Consider the following 18,111-nt stretch of genomic DNA (forward strand, 5'->3'; position numbering starts at 1 on the left):
GTTCTGCTTCTCCACGATCAGGCTTTTGGCGGCGGAGTCATTGCCGCGATGGTGTGAAACGCCCGATCATAAATGTCCTCGTAACGGACAATGTCGTCCTCTTCCAAGTAGTGTCCTATTTGAACCTCAAGGACTTCCAAGGAGTTGGAGCCTGGATTGCTCAAGCGATGTATTGCGCCCTTGGGTATGTAGATGTGTCCGCCTTCGTCGAGTGTCAGAGTCTCGTCGCCCCTCACCACCTCGGCGACGCCTCTAATGACGACCCAGTGCTCCGCGCGATGCTTGTGGCTTTGAAGACTGAGTTGAGCGCCGGGACTGACCCGGATGATCTTCGCGCGATGTAGGGCGCCTCTGTCCAGATCGTGAAACGTGCCCCAGGGCCGATGTACCATTGCGTGATTGGTGGCAGCGGCGTGATTGCGGTCGGCCATGCGCGTGACGAGGGACTTGAGGCGCGGGAGGCTTCCGCGTTGCCCGACAAGGACGGCATCGTGCATGGCCACCACGACGACGTCCTCAAGACCGACCACGGCGGTCAGCGGCCCGTCCGAGCGGACGTAGGACGTGCGTACGTCATCGAGTTCGACCGGACCCTTCGTCGCGTTTCCGAAGTCGTCGATCACACCGACTTCACGCAAGGTATCCCAGGTGCCAAGGTCGGACCAGCCGAAGCGCGCAGGGACGACCCAGCTCTTCGCCGTTCTCTCCATTACCGCATAGTCTATGGACTTGGCGGGTGCCGCGGCGAACGCGGCAGGGTCTAGGAAGATCGTGGAGCCTTGTTGGCGGGCTGAGCGCACGGCTGCGTGCGCAGCCGCCGCCATCGCCGGTTCGTAGTGCTCCAGCTCAGAGAGCAGTACGTCGGGATCGAACAGGAAGTTGCCGCTGTTCCACAACAGGCCTTCCGCCAGATAGCGGAGTGCGGCCTCCGAGTCTGGCTTCTCGATGAACGCCACGACCTTGCGTGCGCTGCCGATGCGGTCGGATCCGGATTGAATGTAGCCGTAGTCGGTCTTGGGCTCGGTCGGCTTTATACCAAATGTCACGATGCCGCCGGCGTCCAGAGCCGCAAGCCCGTCGTGACAGGTTTGGACAAACTCATCCGTTCCAACGACCAGGTGGTCCGAGGCGAGCATCAGGACAGCGGTGGCTCTCTGTTCGCGACACCAGACCGCCGCGGCAGCGATTGCTGGCCCCGAATCACGTCGCTCCGGCTCCACCAGAACGTCGATTTCCTGGCCAATATCACGAGCCTGACTTTCCACGAGGAAACGGTACGCTTCGTTGGTCGCAATCAAGGGGCGGTTGAAGACTTCGCGATTCTCCACCCGTTGCAGTGTCTGCTGGAAGGTGGAGCGGTCTCCCACCAGCGGCACGAACTGTTTGGGCATATTCTCGCGAGACACTGGCCAGAGCCGCTTGCCGGAGCCGCCGACGAGGATGACGGGTGTGATCTTGGCCAAAGCAATCCCCCAACTTCAGAATTGTTGGTAGAGTGTTCTTAGACGATCGTCATACGCTGTTGCCGAAAACTTTTTTGCCTGCTGCGGCCCCCGAGCGGCGAGCTCGCGGCGCAGGTCGGCGTCCGCGTCGATTGACATGAGAGCGTGGCGGATGCTCGCGGATGAATAGGGATCCACTATGAGCGCAGCATCGCCGGCAATTTCGGGCAGCGATGCGGCGCTCGAGGTGATGACAGGGGTCCCTAGGACCATGGCCTCCAGTACAGGTAAACCGAAGCCCTCATACAACGACGGGAACAACAGAGCGCGGGCTGCCTTGATCAACGCCACGAGATGGTGACGCGGTACGTAGCGCACGCGCCGTGGGGCGCGGCGCATATGGTGGGCTGGGGAGCCTTTCTTATCGAGTAAAAACAAAAATCTAGATGGCGGACCCGGCGAGATTCGAACTCACGACCTCTGCCTTCGGAGGGCACCGACCTGATCACCGCGAGACAAGCCTTCGACTCAATTCCAATCGACAACGAGTTTTCGACAGACGTCGGTGGCTACCCGGTGTCTTCGGGCGCGCGGAGCACACGCCGCCCGTCAGGCGCTCGGGGCAGAAAAGGCTGCATTTACTAGGGAGAAATGGCGCGCCCGGAAGGAGCCTTCTGATGCGTGGTCCGATGGCCCGCCTGCGACAAAAGGCTTTCTGTGGGATTTTTCTGTGGGAGCTCGAAACGGGAGCGTGAACGGACTCTGTTAAGTTCGGGCATTTCAAAGGCTTACGGTAAAACTGGTTCCGGCCCTTGGTGTCTCACCCTTGCCGAGGAGAGGCATCATAACTCCTGTGGTGGAGGCTCCGGACGCCCGCGAAATGTAGCACTTTGCCGGGACCCCGTTATCTCTTTCGTCGGTATTCACACCGCCCGTCGGTGAGGGAAGGCGGCTACAAACGCTTTCTCGACACTGTTCGGTGCGGCGTGTAAGCAGGGGCACCATCGCCCACTTATGCTTTGGCTTGCGATGGCTGAGAGAGGCATGTGCTCCCGCCCTCACCGGAGGAGCGCACTCATGAATCACTGGTACGATCCGCCTTTTCTGCTTCCGGTCATGCTTGCGGTGCTGATCGTCTCCTACGCTCTGCTGCGGACACCGGCCGGCGTTTCCTGACGACCAGCCGACCAGGGCAGATTGCGGCGGAACCAGGCGGCGCTTTTCTGTCCGCCGCCGCAGCCTATGCGAGCGGATCCCGTTGAGAGTCTTGAATAGTTCTTGGCGTGATCGCGTTGCGCACTACCCCGCCAGCTGAACCAATCGAGAGGTTCGCCATGATGATCTCCGGAACACAAACCCCTTCAGTGCCGACGCCCGGACCCGAAGCCCTGCCGGCTCAGGTGCGCGAGATCGTCGGGAGCATCCTCGGCATTTCGCCCGACAAGGCGCGCGGCGATGTAGCCCTCGTGGCCGATCTCGGCGCCACCAGCCTCGACTTCGTCGAACTGGTGATGGCGGTCGAGGATCGGTTCGGTGTCGAAATCTCCGACACCGAGGCCGACAGGCTGGTCACCGTCGACGACGTCGTCGCTCTCGTCGACCGGTCTCGCACGAAGTAGGCGCTTATGCCGGGCGCCCGCCAGGCGCGCGTCAGGCTCGATTCACCATGTAGTTGAGCGCGACCAGCGCGAGCACTCCGGCTGCTGCCCAGAACCGCCAGGTCAGGAAGAGTCCTGACCCAAGAGGCGGCGGTGGGCGATGGCTGAGAGGCGGCAGTGTGTCGACGATGCGCCGGGCCGCGCCCGTGGCGTCGCCCTGGGCCCAGCGCGTGTCGGGCAGGTTGATGAAGGTCGCGGCCAGGGATTGTGCCGCCTCGAGCCGCGGCAACACCGCCAGACGCGCCGCCTCTTCCCACGGATCGATTCCGAGACGGGCCAAGGCCGTCAGGACGATGATGTCCTCCCCACTGTTCTCGGCGTCGCTCCTTTCGGAGCCGACGACGGTGAAGAGAAAGGGCGTGTAGCGAGCCCGGCTCAGCGCATAGTCGGGGCGAACGGTCATGGGCTCCTGGGGCGGTAGGGAGCGCAAGGGCAGCGTGCGCTCGCCCTACATGGGGATGGGCGGCCCGTCGGGCTACGTCTTTATGGGGCTTGTAACGCCCGGATATGCCATCCATATACCATCCACCTGGATGGCACACGGATGTTTGAATGAGCACTGTTGGAAGCAGGCCCCCCGAAAGCGAGAAAATCACGACGAACCTCGGGTTGGTCGATCTGGGCCAGATCGACCTTCTGGTGCGCGAAGGCTTCTACTCGAACCGGACCGATTTCATCCGAACCGCCATTCGCGGCCAACTCGACCGTCACGGCGATGCGGTAAAGCAGCTCGTCAGCCGGCGGAAGCTCGAACTGGGCTTGCGCACCTACAGCCGACAGGAACTGGAAGCGGTCCGCGCGGCCGGCGAACGACTGGATATCCAGGTGCTGGGCCTGGCGGTCATCGCCCCCGACGTATCGGGTGAACTGGCGAGGGCCACCATCGGCTCGCTCCAGATCCTCGGAGCGCTTCACGCGAGCGACGAGGTGAAGAAAGCCCTCGAAGACCGCATGCGCTAGCCGCACGACGATCCCAAAGAGTCCTTTTGCTCAAAGCGTAAGAGAGTACCCCCAATGACCTCACATCGTGCCGACATGTTCGAGGCCCTGCGCCTCACCCGCGAAGGCAAGCTCGTCGAAGCGATGACCGTCCTGAGGGGAGGTTCTTCCGAGGCCAGCCCCCGAGACATCCAGAAGGGGCAAGAAAGCCGGGCCGGGACGCCTCGCGCTCCGTTTGTCGATCTCGTCCCGCCTTCCGATTCCACGGGGGCATGGAGCGACGCTGCCGCCCCCGAAGGCGACCTCCGCACGGCAAAGCCCGGCGGGACGTCGTCCTTCCGCTATCACACCGTTCGGGACGCAGCCGGCAGCCGTCGCTTCAAGCTCTACAGTCCGGCGGGCCATGACGGGCAACCCCTGCCCCTGATCGTGATGCTTCACGGCTGCACGCAGTCGCCGGATGACTTCGCCGCGGGCACGCGCATGAATGAACTGGCCGACCAACAGAAGTTCTTCGTGGCCTATCCCGAGCAGCCCAGCTCGGCGAACCCGAACAAGTGCTGGAACTGGTTCAAGGAAGGCGACCAGCGTCGTGACGCGGGAGAGCCTCTCCTGATCGCGGCGCTCACGCGGCAGATCCTGCGCGACCACGCCGTCGACGAAGAGCGGGTTTACGTGGCGGGCCTGTCCGCCGGCGGCGCGGCCGCGGCGATCATGGGCGCCACCTATCCCGACCTCTATGCCGCCGTCGGCATCCATTCGGGACTGGCCTGCGGGGCGGCACGCGACATGCCCGGCGCCTTCTCTGCCATGCGGCAAGGAGCGCCCGCAGCCCAGCGCCTCGCCCGCAACGAACGGGTGGTTCCCACGATCGTCTTTCACGGCGATCGCGACACCACCGTCAGTCCCGTCAACGGCGATCAGGCCATCGAACAGGCCTCGGGCGGGTCCGGCGTCCGGACGCGCGTGTCACGCGGAGAGACCCCGACCGGCATCGCCTTCACGCGCACGACAAGATACGATCGCCAGGATCGCTGCATCGGCGAGCAATGGGTCCTGCAGGGGATCGGTCATGCCTGGTCGGGCGGAAGCGGAGACGGTTCCTTCACCGACCCGAGAGGCCCCGACGCCAGCGCCGAGTTCGTGCGGTTCTTCCTGCAGCATCGGCTGGCGGCGTGAGACGCCGCGAACCTTCAGGCGGTCAGGACCCCTGCTGGGTCTCGCGTCCCTCGGATTCGAGATTCAGGGTGGGCGTGAGCTGCACGATCAGGAGATAGAACGCGAGGGCGAGTGCGCCCCATATCAGCCAGGTCCAGGGACTGGCCTTGGCTTTCGGGAGGGCGGCCCGTGCTGCTTTCGCGGCGGCGCGTTTCTCGGGCGTCTCCGCTTTGCGGTTCGCCTTCGTCACGGCGAGGGAGGCGATGCGGGCCTCTGCGGTCTGCGGGATGTCGGCAACGCTGCCTTCCGGCAACAAGGCCACCAGGCGGGCCGCGATCTTCTCGGCCTCGCTTGCCGGTGTCGTCCCGTCAGGCAATCGCAGGAGGGTCGCTGCCAGCGCCTCGACCGCCCCGTCGCGCGGCAGCGCAGCCAGACGTGCCGCTTCCTGCCACGGATCGATGCCGAGTCGCGACAGGGCCGAGAGCATGGTGACCTCCGTTCCCGACGCATCCTGACCCAGCGAGCCGAACAGGAACTCGTTATAGGCCGAGTGGCCGAGTGAATATTCCGGACGCAGGGTCATCGGGCCTCCGGCGTAAGGTTTGCCTGTTCGCGACCGCGAGGACACGGGCTAGAAGCCCATGCCCCCCATGCCGCCACCGCCCATTCCACCCATGCCGCCGCCACCCATGCCACCGGCGCCGCCGCCGGCATCGGGCAGTTCGGCGATCATGGCCTCGGTAGTGACGAGCAGGCCGGCCACGGAGGCGGCGCCCTGCAGCGCGGTGCGGACGATCTTCACCGGATCGATGATCCCGGCCTTGATCATGTCGCCATACTCGCCCTTCTGGGCGTCGAAGCCGAAGTTGGCGTCCTTCTGCTCGAGCATGTGGCCGGCGATCACCGCGCCGTCATGCCCGGCATTCTGGGCGATCTGGCGCACCGGCGCCTGCAGCGCGCGGCGCACGATGTCGATGCCGGCCTGCTGGTCGGGATTGGCGCCGCGGCAGTCCTTGAGCGTGCGGGTGGCGTAGAGCAGCGCGGCGCCGCCGCCGGCGACCACGCCTTCCTCGACCGCCGCCTTGGTCGCGTGCATGGCGTCGTCGACGCGATCCTTCTTCTCCTTGACCGCGAACTCCGAGCCGCCACCCACCTTGATGATGGCGACGCCGCCCGCGAGCTTGGCCAGCCGCTCCTGCAGCTTCTCGCGATCGTAGTCGGACTCGACCTTGTCGACCTGGGCACGGATCTGCGCCACGCGGGACTCGATGTCCTTCTTCTTGCCGGCGCCGTCGATGATGGTCGTGTTGTCCTTGTCGATGTGGACGCGCTTGGCGGTCCCCAGCATCTCGAGCGTCACGCCCTCGAGCTTGGTGCCGAGATCCTCGGAGATCTCCTGCGCCGCCGTGAGGATGGCGATGTCGCCCAGCATGTCCTTGCGTCGGTCGCCGAAGCCCGGTGCCTTGACGGCCGCGACCTTGAGGCCGCCGCGCAGCTTGTTGACCACCAGGGTGGCGAGCACCTCGGCGTCGATGTCTTCGGCAATGATGAGCAGCGGCCTGCCCGACTGGGCCACCAGCTCGAGCAGGGGCAGCACGGTCGAGAGGCCCGAAAGCTTCTTGTCGTGGATCAGGATGTAGGGGTTCTCGAGCTCGCAGCTCATCTTGGCGGCGTTGGTCACGAAGTAGGGCGAGAGGTAGCCGCGGTCGAACTGCATGCCCTCGACGATCTCGAGCTCGGAATGGAGCGTCGTGGCCTCCTCGATGGTGATGACACCCTCGTTGCCCACCTTCTTCATGGCCTCGGCGATCATCTTGCCGATGGTCTTGTCGCCGTTCGCCGACACGGTACCGACCTGGGCGATCTCCTCGCTGGTCGAGACCTTGCGGGCGCGACGCTTCAGCTCCTCGATCACCCAGTCGGCGGCAAGGTCGATGCCGCGCTTGAGGTCCATCGGGCTCATGCCGGCGGCGACCGATCTCAGGCCTTCGCGTGCGATCGCCTGCGCGAGCACGGTGGCGGTCGTGGTGCCGTCGCCCGCCGAATCCGAGGTGCGGGTGGCGACCTCGCGGACGAGTTGTGCGCCCATGTTCTCGAAGCGGTCGGTGAGTTCGATCTCCTTGGCGACGGTGACGCCGTCCTTGGTGATGCGCGGCGCGCCGTAGGACTTGGCCAGCACGACGTTGCGGCCCTTGGGACCGAGCGTCACCTTCACGGAATCGGCCAGCATGTCGACTCCGCGCATCATGCGCGTGCGCGCGTCGCCGCCGAAGCGGACTTCCTTAGCGGACATGGCGTTTCGCCCCCGAGAGGTGTTCTGAAATGGTCGGTCTGACGGCAGACCTGAGGGCCGCGGTGCGGCGCTCCCTCCTAGATGGGGGCGTTGGGCTGCAATAGCCAGCGATTAATCGGACAGGCTATGTCTGAAAGCCTACATATGACGGCCGGGGGTCCACGAAACAGGAGGCTCCATGGCCCGCAAAGCCGCAGACCGATTCGATCCGAAGGCCTTCCTGGCGACCGTGAGCCGCGGCCGGACGGTGAACGAGCATCGCAAGAATGGCGTGATCTTCCGGCAGGCCATGCCGTCCGATGCGGTGTTCTATGTGCTGCGCGGCCGGGTGAAGCTGGTCGTCACCTCCAAGCAGGGCAAGGAGGCGGTGGTCGGGATCATGGGGCCCGGCGAGTTCTTCGGTGAAGGCTGCCTGATCGGCCAGCCGCTCAGGCTCGCGACGGCCAAGGCGCTGGTCGACTGCGAGGTCACGCGGGTCGACAAGAACGAGATGCTGCGCGTGCTGCGCGACGAGCCGGCCTTCGGCGAACTTTTCATGAAGCATCTGCTGACGCGCAACAGCCGGGTCGAGGAAGACCTGGTCGATCAGCTCTTCAACTCCAGCGAGAAGCGGCTGGCCCGGACGCTGTTGCTGCTGGCGAATTTCGGCAAGGACGGCGGGCCACAGCCGATCATCACCAGGATCAGCCAGGAGACGCTGGCCGAGATCATCGGCACGACCCGTCCGCGGGTCAGCCATTTCATGAACAAGTTCAGGAAGCTTGGCTTCATCTCCTATAACGGCCATCTGCATATCCACAGCTCGCTGCTCAGCGTGCTGCTGCAGGAGTAGGCAGCGGGGGCGGGCCATCGCCGACTGGTCACTATTGGACAGACTCCCGCCGCAGCGCAGCATACCGTGCGAAGGTATCGCGGCAGGGGACTTTTCCCGCGATGCTCGCCGGGGGGCGCATTTCATGCTGCATCTCGTCCCGCCCACAGAGGGCCCAACATCGCACGACCTGTCTCCTGTTCCGGCGCGCCGTCCGGAGATCGAGGCTGCGCGGCTCGCCGCGCTGGAGGCCTACGGTATCCTCGACACCGTGGCGGAGCCCGCCTTCGACCGGATCACGGAGATGGCCGCTGACCTCTTCAACGCGCCGATCGCGCTGCTGGGCTTCACCGGCCATTCCAACGTCTTCTTCAAGTCGCATCACGGGCTGACGGCAAGCCATGCGCCGCGCGGGGCGGACCCGTCCCAGCCGGCGCTGGCGCCGTGGATTCGCAGCGAATTCAGGCAGGGCTTCCATGTCGAGGTGCCGCTGTACAGTTCCGACGGCTACGAAATCGGAATGCTGTGCGTGATCGATCGCCGGCCGCGTCGGATCGAGGAGCCGCAGATCCGCCGGCTGCGCGCGCTGGGCGGCATCGCGACCGACCTCCTGGGGATGCGGCTCACGGCGCGGCGCGTGCTGGCCCAGGCCGAGCTCACCACCAGCGAGGTCGATCATCGCGCGATGAACAGCCTGCAGTTCGTGGCGAGCCTGCTGCAGCTGCAGAGCCGTGCGTCGAACTCGCCCGAGGTGACGCAGCAACTGCGCGCGGCGGCCAACCGCGTGCTGTCGGTGGCGCGCGTGCACCGGACCTTCTCGACCCCGGAAACCGCTGGACGCGTGCCGATCGTGGCCCATCTCCGCCGGCTCTGCGAGGAGCTGTCGACCAGCGTCGGCAGCGAGATCAGGCTCGAGGGCGCCGACGAGGTCGACGTGCCGAAGGAGCAGGTGCTGCCGATCGGCCTGATCGTCAACGAGCTGGCCACCAATGCGCGCAAGCATGCCGGCGATCCGATCACGATCACGTTTCACCGGCTGGCAGAAGGTGCCTACGAACTCTGCGTGCTCGACGAGGGGCCAGGCCTGCCCGAGGGCTTCGATGTCGCGGCGCCGTCGGGTCTCGGCCTCGGTATGAAGGTCGTGAACGCGCTGGTGGGGCAGTTGCAGGGCAGGCTCACGGCGCATTCCAATCCGGTGGGCCGTGGCTCATGCTTCAAGGTCATCTTCCCCGTCGGCTGACGAAGGTCCATTTGCTAACTCTCAGGATTCGCCACCGCACCACCTATCTCTATTACGCGCCCGTTCGGCTGGGGCCGCACCGGCTGATGCTGCGGCCGCGCGAGAGCCGTGAGCTGCGGCTGGTGTCGCACGAGGTCACGGTGACCCCGGCGGCCAGCGTCACCTGGGCGCACGACGTGTTCGGCAATGCCGTGGCGACGGCGGGCTTCGAGGGGCTCACCGACCGGCTGGTGGTCGACAGCGAGGCGGTGCTCACGCTGGGCGTCGATCCGTGGCCGATGTTCGACATCGCCGCCGTCGCGGTCAGATACCCCTTCGCCTACACCAGCGCCGACTGGACGGACCTCGGCGCGCTGGTGGTGCCGCAATATGCCGATCCGGATCGAAAACTTCTGGCCTGGGCGAAGGGGTTCGTGCGCAGCGATCCGACCGACACGCTGTCGCTCCTGACGGATCTGAGTTCAGGTGTCGCCGAGCAGATCCGCTACCAGAGCCGCGAGAGCGAGGGCACGCAATCGCCGCTCGAGACCCTGGCGCGCGGCCTGGGCTCCTGCCGCGACCTCGCCGTGCTGTTCGTCGAGGCGGCCCGCTGCCTGCGCTTCGGCGCGCGGCTCTGCTCGGGCTATCTCTTCAGGCCGGATCGCGCGACGGGAAACTACGAAGCCGATTCCACCCATGCCTGGGCGGAAGTCTACGTGCCGGGCGCCGGCTGGATCACCTTCGATCCGACCAATCGCAGCGTCGGCGGCTCCAACCTGATCCCGGTCGCGGTGGCGCGCGAGATCTGGCAGGTGACGCCGGTGTCGGGCGACTTCACCGGCGCCAGCGATTCCTATCGCGGTCTCTGGGTCGACCTCAGCGTGACGCCCGTCTGAAAGCGACGTCGGGCGCGGACGGGCTCACGACGCCTTCCGGGCCTTCTCGCCGACGACGATGCGGATGGCGGCATCGGTCGGGCTGGGTGTCTGCGGCCCGTTGAGCGTGCCGCGGAACCGGCCCCAGTTCGCCGGCCACTCTCCCTTGCTCGCGCTGAAGCCGGCGGCCCCCAGGGCGTCCACCAGGGCCGCGGCGGCTTCGTGCGTGGCCGGGTCGCTGCCATCCCGGACCAGCACGACGACGCCGAAAATCCCGGCCACGCCGCCCCACGTCCAGGTTTCCGGCAACCAGCCGGCCTGGCCGAGATCGGCGGAAATCGTCGCGCCGATGGCAGGTGCGTCGGATATCTGGCCCAGCAGGAACAGCGCCGCCTTGGTCCCGGCGTAGCGTTGCAGGCTCGCGACGAACGGTGACGGCGGTGGCGGCGGCGGAGCCATCGACGGCGGCGATGCCGATGCCGATTCCGTTGCCGGGCTCCGCCCGGGGACCGCCTCCGGTGCGCGCGTCGTCGCATCCCTGACGAGCTTACCCAGGTCGGCGAGGCGACGGCGGATCTCGGCGGCATCGAACAGAGGAGCCCGTGCGGTCTCAGGGGCGGCCGCGCTCTCGCGTGGCGCCCGGGCGGCCCGTTCGGTCGCCTCACGCGCGGCCTGCTCGAACGCCGCGGCCCGCTCGCGGGCCCTGTCCGCCTGTTGCGCGAGCGTCGCGGCCTGCTCGCGCGCCGCGGCTACCTCCTGCTCGAGCATCGCCGTCCGACCCTGCGCCGAAGCGATTTCACGTTCGAGGGTGGCCAGTTTTTCGCGCGCCGCCGATGCTTCGCGTTCCTGCTGCGCGGCCTGGCTCTCCAGGCCCTGGTACCGCTCGAGGGCGGCCTGCTCGTGAGCGCGCACGGCGCCGCTGTAGCGGAACGACAGGAAGGTCGTGATGCCCAGCGCCGAAACGGCGAGGACGGTGGCGACGAGGCTCCCGATCATGGCCTTGTCCATGATCGAGGCCCATCCCCGAAGCTGATCGATGTCCATGTTCACCGGCTTGTTGGAGCGCATGCCAAGCCCGTGCCCTTCTCGCCCTCGATTAACAATCGGCGAATCGCCGCCCGGCGGTGAATTGCCGTGACAAATCGGAGGCGTGGCCCGCGCCTGCCTGGCCCATGCTCCGGGCTCTTCGGGCGGACGCAGGCGGCGTAGGACGTTGCCCTACGGACGGCAGAGCCGCCTGTCTAGCCGCGCCGGTCCTGGAGGACGGCAGCCCGGCCTTCTTCCTTGAGCCGAACCGTATCGGCGGCGAGCTGGGTCCATCCACGTCGCACGCAATCCTTCGCAATCGCCTCCACTTCGAAGAAGCCGAGACGCATACGTGACGCGACGGTATCGAGCATCCGCCAGGCGCCGGGCACCATGCCGGACGTTTCTTCCGCAAGAGCGGCGCAGAAGTCCCGCGCACGGTTGTCCGGAACGGAAGACGTAGACATGGACCACTCCTGGGCTACTCACGATTGCTGCGATTTGCGGCGCCCGGATGCATTCGGCTTCATGGGGCGCTGCGTCACCCTATGTCAGATCGGAGAGACTGCCGTCGACACTGTTCGTCGCGATATCCACATCACTTGTCGCCGGCGATGTCGCGGCCTGCCTGCGGGAGCGGGACAGGTGGAATTCGCGAAGATCGGGATCCTCCGAAGACGTAACGGCCTGGTCTATGCTCGGGACTCTTCGGGAGGAAAAAATCATGAAAATAGCCAGGATCGAGGATCTTCATTGCGACGCTGGATGGCGCGACTTCTCCTTTCTCAAGGTCACGACCGACGACGGGCTGGTCGGCTGGTCCGAATACAATGAAGGCTATGGCAGCGCCGGCCTCACCGCCGTCATCCGTCGCATGGCGCAGGGGCTGATCGGCCAGGATCCGCGTCCCGTCGAGCGCATCATGTCGACGCTCTATGCCGTCACCCGCCAAGCGCCGGGCGGCATCAACCAGCAGGCGATGGCCGCCATCGAGAACGCGCTGATCGACGTCAAGGCCAAGGCGCTGGGCATCCCGGTCTGCGAGCTGTTCGGTGGGCCGGTGCGCGACAGGCTGCCGCTCTACTGGTCGCATTGCGGCAGCTATCGGTTCCGCAATGCCGAGGTCATGGGTGTCGAGCCGGTGCGCTCGCTCGACGATCTGGTGAAGCTCGGCCGGCATGTGAAGGAGCGCGGCTTCAAGGCGCTGAAGACCAACATCTTCCGCTTCGATCTCGATCCGCCGAACATGTACCAGCCGGGATTTGGCAGGAGCCCCGGCGGGCCCGAGCTGAACGCCGACGGCGCCGTGCTGGGCGCGATCTCCGACGGGCTGGCGGCCTTCCGCCAGGGCGCCGGTCACGATATGGGCATCCTTCTCGACACCAACTTCAACTTCAAGACCGAGGGCTACATCAAGGTCGCGCGGGCCTGCGAGCCCTACAATCTCTTCTGGATGGAGATCGATTCCTACGATCCCGAGGGGCTGCGCCTGATCCGCGACCGCGCGTCGATGCCCATCGCCTCGTGCGAATCGCTGTTCGGCCGCCGCCAGTTCCGGCCCTACTTCGAGAACCGCTCGATCGACGTGTCGATCATCGACGTGCCGTGGAACGGGCTCGCGGAGTCGCTGAAGATCGCGTCGATGGCCGAGGCCTACGAGATCAACTGCGCACCGCATAATTTCTACGGCCACATGTCGACCCTGTTGAGCGCGCATCTCTGCGCTGCCATGCCCAACTTCCGCATCATGGAAATCGATATCGATGACGTGCCATGGAAGGACGATCTGGTGACTCACCCGCCGGTGATCCAGAATGGCGAACTGATCGTGCCCACCCGGCCCGGCTGGGGTGCCGACATCAACGAGGAAGCGGTCAAGGCGCATCCGCCGAAGAACCCGCATCCCTGAGAGGACTGAAGACATGGTCTACGAGTTTCGCACCTACACGCTGGCGCCCGGCAAGATGCCGGAATATCTCAAGGCCGCCGAGACGATCGGCCGCCCGGCGCGCGGCAACAATTACGGCGTCAACCACGGCTACTGGACGTCGGAGTTCGGCGCGCTGAACCAGATCTGGCATCTGTGGAAGTACGACAGCTTCGAGGAGCGCACGCGGCTCCGCACCGAGCTGCAGAAGAACAAGGACTGGACGGAGAAGTATCTGCCGATCGTGCGGACCTGCGTGGTCCGCCAGGACCTGCGCCTGATGAACCCCGTGGTCGACATCAGGCCGGACGACGGCACCACCGGCAACATCTACGAGCTGCGCATCTACCGCTGCGGCCTGGGCGGCGCGGTGCAGTACGGCAAGGACTTCAAGGAAGTCCAGGCGGCGCGCGAGAAGTATTCGCCGATCTGGGGCGCCTGGACCGGCGAGTTCCCGCAGCCCAACGAGTGGATCCATCTCTGGCGCTACAAGAACCTGCAGGAGCGCTTCGAGGCCCGCGCCGCGGCGATGAAGGATCCGGCGTGGCAGGCCTATCTCGCCAAGGGGCCGGCCAAGCTGCAGGAGATGCACTCCACGCTGCTGCTGCCGACCAACTACTCGCCGCTGAAGTAGAACAAACGAAACAAACAAGACGACCTCAGCCCGGGGAGCGATCCTCGGGCCGAGGTGGCTTGGAAATTGCGAGGATCGGCGCATGGACACGTTCGACGACAGTCTTGCCTTCGTGAAGTTCGGTGTCGGCCAGCCGGTGACGCGCAAGGAGGATCCGACCCTCCTGCGGGGCCAGGGACGCTACACCGACGACATCAATCTTCCGGGCCAGGCCCATGCGGTGATGGTGCGCAGCCGCAACGCGCACGGCTTGTTGAAGGGCATCGACACGTCCGAGGCCAGGGCCCTGCCGGGCGTGCTGATGATCCTGACGGCCGCCGATCTCGACGAGGCGGGCTTCGGGCCGCTGATGTGCCCGCTGAACATCCCGCAAAGGGACGGCACGCCGATGAAGACGCCGCCGCGCTGGTCGCTCGCCAAGGACAAGGTGCGCTTCGTGGGCGAGGTGGTGGCCGTCGTGGTCGCGGAGACGGCGGTCCAGGCCAAGGATGCCGCGGAGGCCGTGATGCTCGACATCGAGGAACTGCCGGCCGTGACCAGCCCCGAGGCGGCGCTGGCCGAGGGCGCGCCGCAGATCCATGACGACGCGCCGGGCAACCTCGTGCTCGATTTCCATTTCGGCAATGCCGACGCGGTCGCCAAGGGCTTCGCCGAGGCGGCCCACGTGACGCGGCTCGAGATCGATTCCCAGCGCATCGTGGTCAACGCCATGGAGCCGCGCTCGGCGATCGGCTCCTACGATACCGAGAAGGACCGCTGGGTGCTGAACGTCGGCTGCCAGGGCGTGTTCGGCCTGCGTGGCGGCCTCGCCAAGGATGTGCTGAAGGTCACGCCGGACAAGCTGCATGTGCTGACCGGCAATGTCGGCGGGTCGTTCGGCATGAAGGCGCCGCCCTATCCGGAATATGCGCCGCTGCTGCTGGCAGCCAAGAAGCTCGGCCGTCCGGTGAAGTGGACCGACGAGCGGTCCGAGAGCTTCCTGTCGGATCATCATGGCCGCGATCACGAGAGGATCGCCGAGCTGGCGCTCGACAAGGACGGCAAGTTCCTCGCGGTGCGGCTCACCGGTTACGGCAATGCCGGCGCCTACATCTATCCGCCGATGCCGGCCACGACGAACGCGGTGAAGAACCTGATCGACGTCTATAGGACGCCGGCCATGGAGGTGAATTCCAAGATCGTCTTCACCAACTGCACGCCGATCGCGGCCTATCGCGGCGCCGGCCGTCCCGAGGGCAACTATTTCATGGAGCGCCTGATCGACACGGCCGCGCGTGAAATGGGCATCGACGGCATCGAGCTGCGGCGGCGCAATCACATCGCGCCGGAGCAGATGCCGTACAAGTCGCCGGCCAACAATCTCTACGATTCGGGCGAGTTCCGCGCCATCCTCGACGAGACGCTGCAGATCTCCGACTGGGACGGCTTCGCGGCCCGCAAGGAAGAGAGTGCCAGGCGCGGCAAGCTGCGCGGCCGTGGTGTCGGCAGCTATCTCGAAGTGACGGCGCCGGCCGGCAAGGAGCATGGTGGCATCCGCTTCGAGTCCGATGGCAGCGTCACGATGCTGAGCGGCACGCTCGACTACGGCCAGGGCCATGCCTCGGCCTTTGCCCAGGTGCTGACCGGCCTGCTGGGCATTCCCTTCGAACGCTTCAAGCTGCTGCAGGGCGACAGCGACCAGCTCAAGGCCGGCGGCGGCACCGGCGGTTCGCGCTCGGCGCTAGTGGGCGCCGAGGCGTTCCTCGAAGCCAGCAAGAAGGTCATCGACCAAGGGAAACAGATCGCGGCGCACGTGCTCGAAGCGTCGGTGGCCGACATGGAATTCGAGAAGGGGCGCTTCAAGATCGCCGGCACCGATCGCAGCATCGGCCTCCTCGAGCTGGCGCAGAAGCTGCGCGACGGTCTCGCGCTGCCGGACGACGTGCCGCAGACCCTCGACGTCGCGCATGTCTCCGACACGCCGCCCTCGTCGTTCCCCAACGGCTGTCATGTCTGCGAGGTCGAGATCGATCCCGAGACCGGCACGATCGAGCTGGTGCGCTACTTCATGGTCAACGACTTCGGCACGGTCATCAATCCGCTGCTGGTCGAGGGCCAGGCGCATGGCGGTGTCGTGCAGGGGCTCGGCCAGGCGATCATGGAGCGCACGGTCTATGACGAGCAGGGCCAGCTCCTGACCGGCTCCTTCACCGACTACGCCCTGCCGCGGGCGCAGGATGCGCCGAGCTTCACGATCCAGAGCCATCCCGTTCCGGCGAAGACCAACACGCTCGGCGTCAAGGGCTGCGGCGAAGCGGGCTGTGCGGGCGCCCTGCCGTCGATCATGAACGCGATCGTCGATGCGCTGGGAGGAAAGCACATCGACATGCCGGCCACGCCGGAGAAGGTGTGGCGGGCGCTGAACGGCGGTTAGATTTAATCAGCCTCTTCCCCTTTGCGGAGTCCGCAAAGGGGAAGTGCCCTCGTCTTCGAGGGCGATGGGGTCAGGACCCCTCCGTCGAATAAGATGCGACACCTCCCCATCTGAATGGGGCGTTACACTTCCCATACCCATGGGCAAGGGGTAGCGTATGAGCCCCGGCGGCGCCCACACTGTTGCGCGCATTGTTCGTCCGCTGCGGGGGAGGGATGACCCCAGAGGGCGAGTCGTTTGTCGTGCTGATTTGCTACCTCGATGACAGTGGCGGAGACGGCGAAGTCCCGGCGATCACCATAGGCGGATACATCGCTGGCCTGCGGGCATGGGAGGAGTTCGAGGGGCCGGCTCGCGCGCTCTTTGATCGAGAAGGCATTGACTACCTACACGGCAAGCGGTTCCACCACGGCAAGCGCCCCTTTGAAGGATGGACCGCCGCCCGCAAGGTCGCCTTCACGGCCGAATTGTACAAACTCCTAAGACCGCTTGTTGTCGCTGGCGTGGCCTTCTCTGCCATCAAAGACGAACTCAAGCGGCGCAATGCGAAAACGGGCCTCAACAAACACACTTCTGCGTATGGGTTCACTTTCCTAGCGCTTGCGAACCTAATCCTCCAAGATCCGGGGCTTCGCTCATGGCTGAGCACCGATGGCGTGGATATCTCGTTTCTTGTGGAGGCTGGGCACAAGAACGATGGGGACTTGGTTCGTGTATTCAACGAGGTGAAAACTTCGATAGACCGAATCGACGGTCTCGGTGCCAGTTGCAAGTTCAAGTCCATCAGCTTCGTTGACAAGAAGAGCTGTGCCGCCGTTCAGATGGCTGACTTTTTCGTCTACCACATCACACGCCAAGTGAGCGCGATTGAGAAGAACGGTCGTCAGCCGACGCCCCGTACTCCGGTGATGGCCGAAATCTTCAACAGCGAAATTCGGCACATCACCGCGACCGCGACCCACTTTTGGGAGGACTAGGCCTCTTTACCACTCTCGCGAAGGCCGCGCCTTCGTCTTGGAGGTGGGCGGCGGAGAGCACGGAATTAGCCGTGCCCCAAACGTACCCGTCGAGGTTGGGTATGTCAGGTGTAACGTCCCCATTGGAATGAGGAGGGATCTCCCTAACCCTTCGTCTCGATCTCGATCGTCTTCTTGACCGCCGGCCGCTCCAGCATGCGGGCGTGGTGGGCTTCGAGTGACGCGAACTCGCCCGGCTTGCGCTCGAGCTGGTCGCGGAAGCGCCAGTAGACCCGGAACAGATGGATGTCGGCGATCGAATAGCGATCGCCCAGGATCCACGTCCGGCCGCCCAGGCGCTTGTCGGCCACGGCGTAGAGGTCGCGCGCCTCGGCGACGCCCTGACGGATCGCCGGATGGATGGTCGAGGCGACATAGGACATCCAGGAGACGACCTGGGCTTCCGCCTCGATGTCGCCCGCCGGCAGCAGGCCGGCCGCGGGATAGGTGCGCGCGAGATAGTAAAGGATGCCGGCCACCTCGGTGAGCGGACGGCCGTCGATCATCAGCACCGGAACCTTGCCGATCGGATTCACGGACAGGAAGTCGGCCTCGCGCGTTTCCTTGCGCGCCACCGACACCGCATGCTTGTCGAACGAGGCGCCCACTTCGTGGAGGGCGATATGGGCCGCCATGGAGCTGGAGCCGGGCGAGTAATACAGGGTGAGCATGGCCAACCGTAGCACGCCTGTCCCAACGG

Annotated in this window: 18 protein-coding genes; 10 read left to right on the forward strand and 8 right to left on the reverse strand. The window is 65.5% G+C overall.

Annotated elements, in window-relative coordinates; all coding sequences use genetic code 11:
- Nucleotides 1-17: 17 nt before the first annotated feature.
- Both ACP15H_RS27050 and ACP15H_RS27055 read right to left on the reverse strand, forming a co-directional pair.
- On the reverse strand, nucleotides 18-1,463 hold the full coding sequence (locus ACP15H_RS27050) for a mannose-1-phosphate guanylyltransferase/mannose-6-phosphate isomerase (protein WP_425069224.1): 1,446 nt from the start codon (nucleotides 1,461-1,463) through the stop codon (nucleotides 18-20).
- Between the two features lie 15 nt (nucleotides 1,464-1,478).
- Nucleotides 1,479-1,841 (reverse strand): glycosyltransferase, encoded by a 363-nt coding sequence (locus ACP15H_RS27055; protein WP_425069225.1) that lies wholly within the window; start codon nucleotides 1,839-1,841, stop codon nucleotides 1,479-1,481.
- Nucleotides 1,842-2,806: 965 nt separating this feature from the next.
- Here ACP15H_RS27055 and acpP point away from each other — a divergent pair.
- A complete protein-coding gene (acpP, locus tag ACP15H_RS27060) occupies nucleotides 2,807-3,061 on the forward strand; it encodes an acyl carrier protein (RefSeq protein ID WP_425069226.1) in 255 nt (84 codons plus the stop codon).
- Between the two features lie 31 nt (nucleotides 3,062-3,092).
- Here acpP and ACP15H_RS27065 read toward each other — a convergent pair whose 3' ends face one another.
- Nucleotides 3,093-3,503, reverse strand: a complete 411-nt coding sequence (locus ACP15H_RS27065; RefSeq protein ID WP_425069227.1) for a hypothetical protein — start codon at nucleotides 3,501-3,503, stop codon at nucleotides 3,093-3,095.
- Nucleotides 3,504-3,652: 149 nt separating this feature from the next.
- Here ACP15H_RS27065 and ACP15H_RS27070 point away from each other — a divergent pair, with 149 nt between their 5' ends.
- Nucleotides 3,653-4,060, forward strand: a complete 408-nt coding sequence (locus tag ACP15H_RS27070; protein WP_425069228.1) for a CopG family transcriptional regulator — start codon at nucleotides 3,653-3,655, stop codon at nucleotides 4,058-4,060.
- Between the two features lie 54 nt (nucleotides 4,061-4,114).
- Nucleotides 4,115-5,218 carry an alpha/beta hydrolase family esterase gene (locus ACP15H_RS27075; RefSeq protein ID WP_425069229.1) on the forward strand — a complete coding sequence of 368 codons (1,104 nt, stop codon included), beginning with the start codon at nucleotides 4,115-4,117 and terminating at the stop codon, nucleotides 5,216-5,218.
- A gap of 22 nt (nucleotides 5,219-5,240) precedes the next feature.
- On the opposite strand, the gene ACP15H_RS27080 is transcribed toward ACP15H_RS27075, so the two are convergent.
- Nucleotides 5,241-5,780 (reverse strand): hypothetical protein, encoded by a 540-nt coding sequence (locus ACP15H_RS27080; protein ID WP_425069230.1) that lies wholly within the window; start codon nucleotides 5,778-5,780, stop codon nucleotides 5,241-5,243.
- 48 nt (nucleotides 5,781-5,828) lie between these two features.
- Nucleotides 5,829-7,490, reverse strand: a complete 1,662-nt coding sequence (gene groL / locus ACP15H_RS27085) for a chaperonin GroEL (RefSeq protein ID WP_425069231.1) — start codon at nucleotides 7,488-7,490, stop codon at nucleotides 5,829-5,831.
- A 178-nt stretch (nucleotides 7,491-7,668) separates the two neighbouring features.
- Here groL and ACP15H_RS27090 point away from each other — a divergent pair, with 178 nt between their 5' ends.
- From ACP15H_RS27090 to ACP15H_RS27100, 3 genes are all read left to right on the forward strand, one after another.
- Nucleotides 7,669-8,322, forward strand: a complete 654-nt coding sequence (locus ACP15H_RS27090) for a Crp/Fnr family transcriptional regulator (RefSeq protein ID WP_425069232.1) — start codon at nucleotides 7,669-7,671, stop codon at nucleotides 8,320-8,322.
- 124 nt (nucleotides 8,323-8,446) lie between these two features.
- Nucleotides 8,447-9,541, forward strand: coding sequence for a sensor histidine kinase (locus ACP15H_RS27095; protein WP_425069233.1), 1,095 nt, complete (start codon nucleotides 8,447-8,449; stop codon nucleotides 9,539-9,541).
- An 11-nt stretch (nucleotides 9,542-9,552) separates the two neighbouring features.
- The gene (locus ACP15H_RS27100; RefSeq protein ID WP_425069969.1) at nucleotides 9,553-10,416 is read left to right on the forward strand and encodes a transglutaminase family protein; all 864 of its coding nucleotides are present in this window, start codon (nucleotides 9,553-9,555) and stop codon (nucleotides 10,414-10,416) included.
- Between the two features lie 24 nt (nucleotides 10,417-10,440).
- Here the strand turns inward: ACP15H_RS27100 and ACP15H_RS27105 are convergent, their stop codons facing one another.
- Nucleotides 10,441-11,463, reverse strand: a complete 1,023-nt coding sequence (locus ACP15H_RS27105) for a hypothetical protein (RefSeq protein ID WP_425069234.1) — start codon at nucleotides 11,461-11,463, stop codon at nucleotides 10,441-10,443.
- A 173-nt stretch (nucleotides 11,464-11,636) separates the two neighbouring features.
- Nucleotides 11,637-11,888, reverse strand: coding sequence for a hypothetical protein (locus ACP15H_RS27110; protein ID WP_425069235.1), 252 nt, complete (start codon nucleotides 11,886-11,888; stop codon nucleotides 11,637-11,639).
- 257 nt (nucleotides 11,889-12,145) lie between these two features.
- Here ACP15H_RS27110 and ACP15H_RS27115 point away from each other — a divergent pair, with 257 nt between their 5' ends.
- The 4 genes from ACP15H_RS27115 to ACP15H_RS27130 all read left to right on the forward strand — a co-directional run bounded on the left by ACP15H_RS27115 (nucleotide 12,146) and on the right by ACP15H_RS27130 (nucleotide 17,372).
- The gene (locus tag ACP15H_RS27115; protein ID WP_425069236.1) at nucleotides 12,146-13,330 is read left to right on the forward strand and encodes a mandelate racemase/muconate lactonizing enzyme family protein; all 1,185 of its coding nucleotides are present in this window, start codon (nucleotides 12,146-12,148) and stop codon (nucleotides 13,328-13,330) included.
- Between the two features lie 13 nt (nucleotides 13,331-13,343).
- Entirely contained in the window at nucleotides 13,344-13,982 is a 639-nt protein-coding gene (locus ACP15H_RS27120) for an NIPSNAP family protein (protein WP_422009822.1), read from the forward strand.
- Nucleotides 13,983-14,064: 82 nt separating this feature from the next.
- A complete protein-coding gene (locus tag ACP15H_RS27125; protein ID WP_425069237.1) occupies nucleotides 14,065-16,395 on the forward strand; it encodes a xanthine dehydrogenase family protein molybdopterin-binding subunit in 2,331 nt (776 codons plus the stop codon).
- A 215-nt stretch (nucleotides 16,396-16,610) separates the two neighbouring features.
- Nucleotides 16,611-17,372 carry a DUF3800 domain-containing protein gene (locus tag ACP15H_RS27130; RefSeq protein WP_425069238.1) on the forward strand — a complete coding sequence of 254 codons (762 nt, stop codon included), beginning with the start codon at nucleotides 16,611-16,613 and terminating at the stop codon, nucleotides 17,370-17,372.
- Nucleotides 17,373-17,515: 143 nt separating this feature from the next.
- Here the strand turns inward: ACP15H_RS27130 and ACP15H_RS27135 are convergent, their stop codons facing one another.
- On the reverse strand, nucleotides 17,516-18,082 hold the full coding sequence (locus tag ACP15H_RS27135) for a glutathione S-transferase family protein (RefSeq protein ID WP_425069239.1): 567 nt from the start codon (nucleotides 18,080-18,082) through the stop codon (nucleotides 17,516-17,518).
- Nucleotides 18,083-18,111 lie beyond the last annotated feature (29 nt).

Source organism: Reyranella sp. (genome assembly GCF_965249915.1).
GTDB lineage: Bacteria > Pseudomonadota > Alphaproteobacteria > Reyranellales > Reyranellaceae > Reyranella.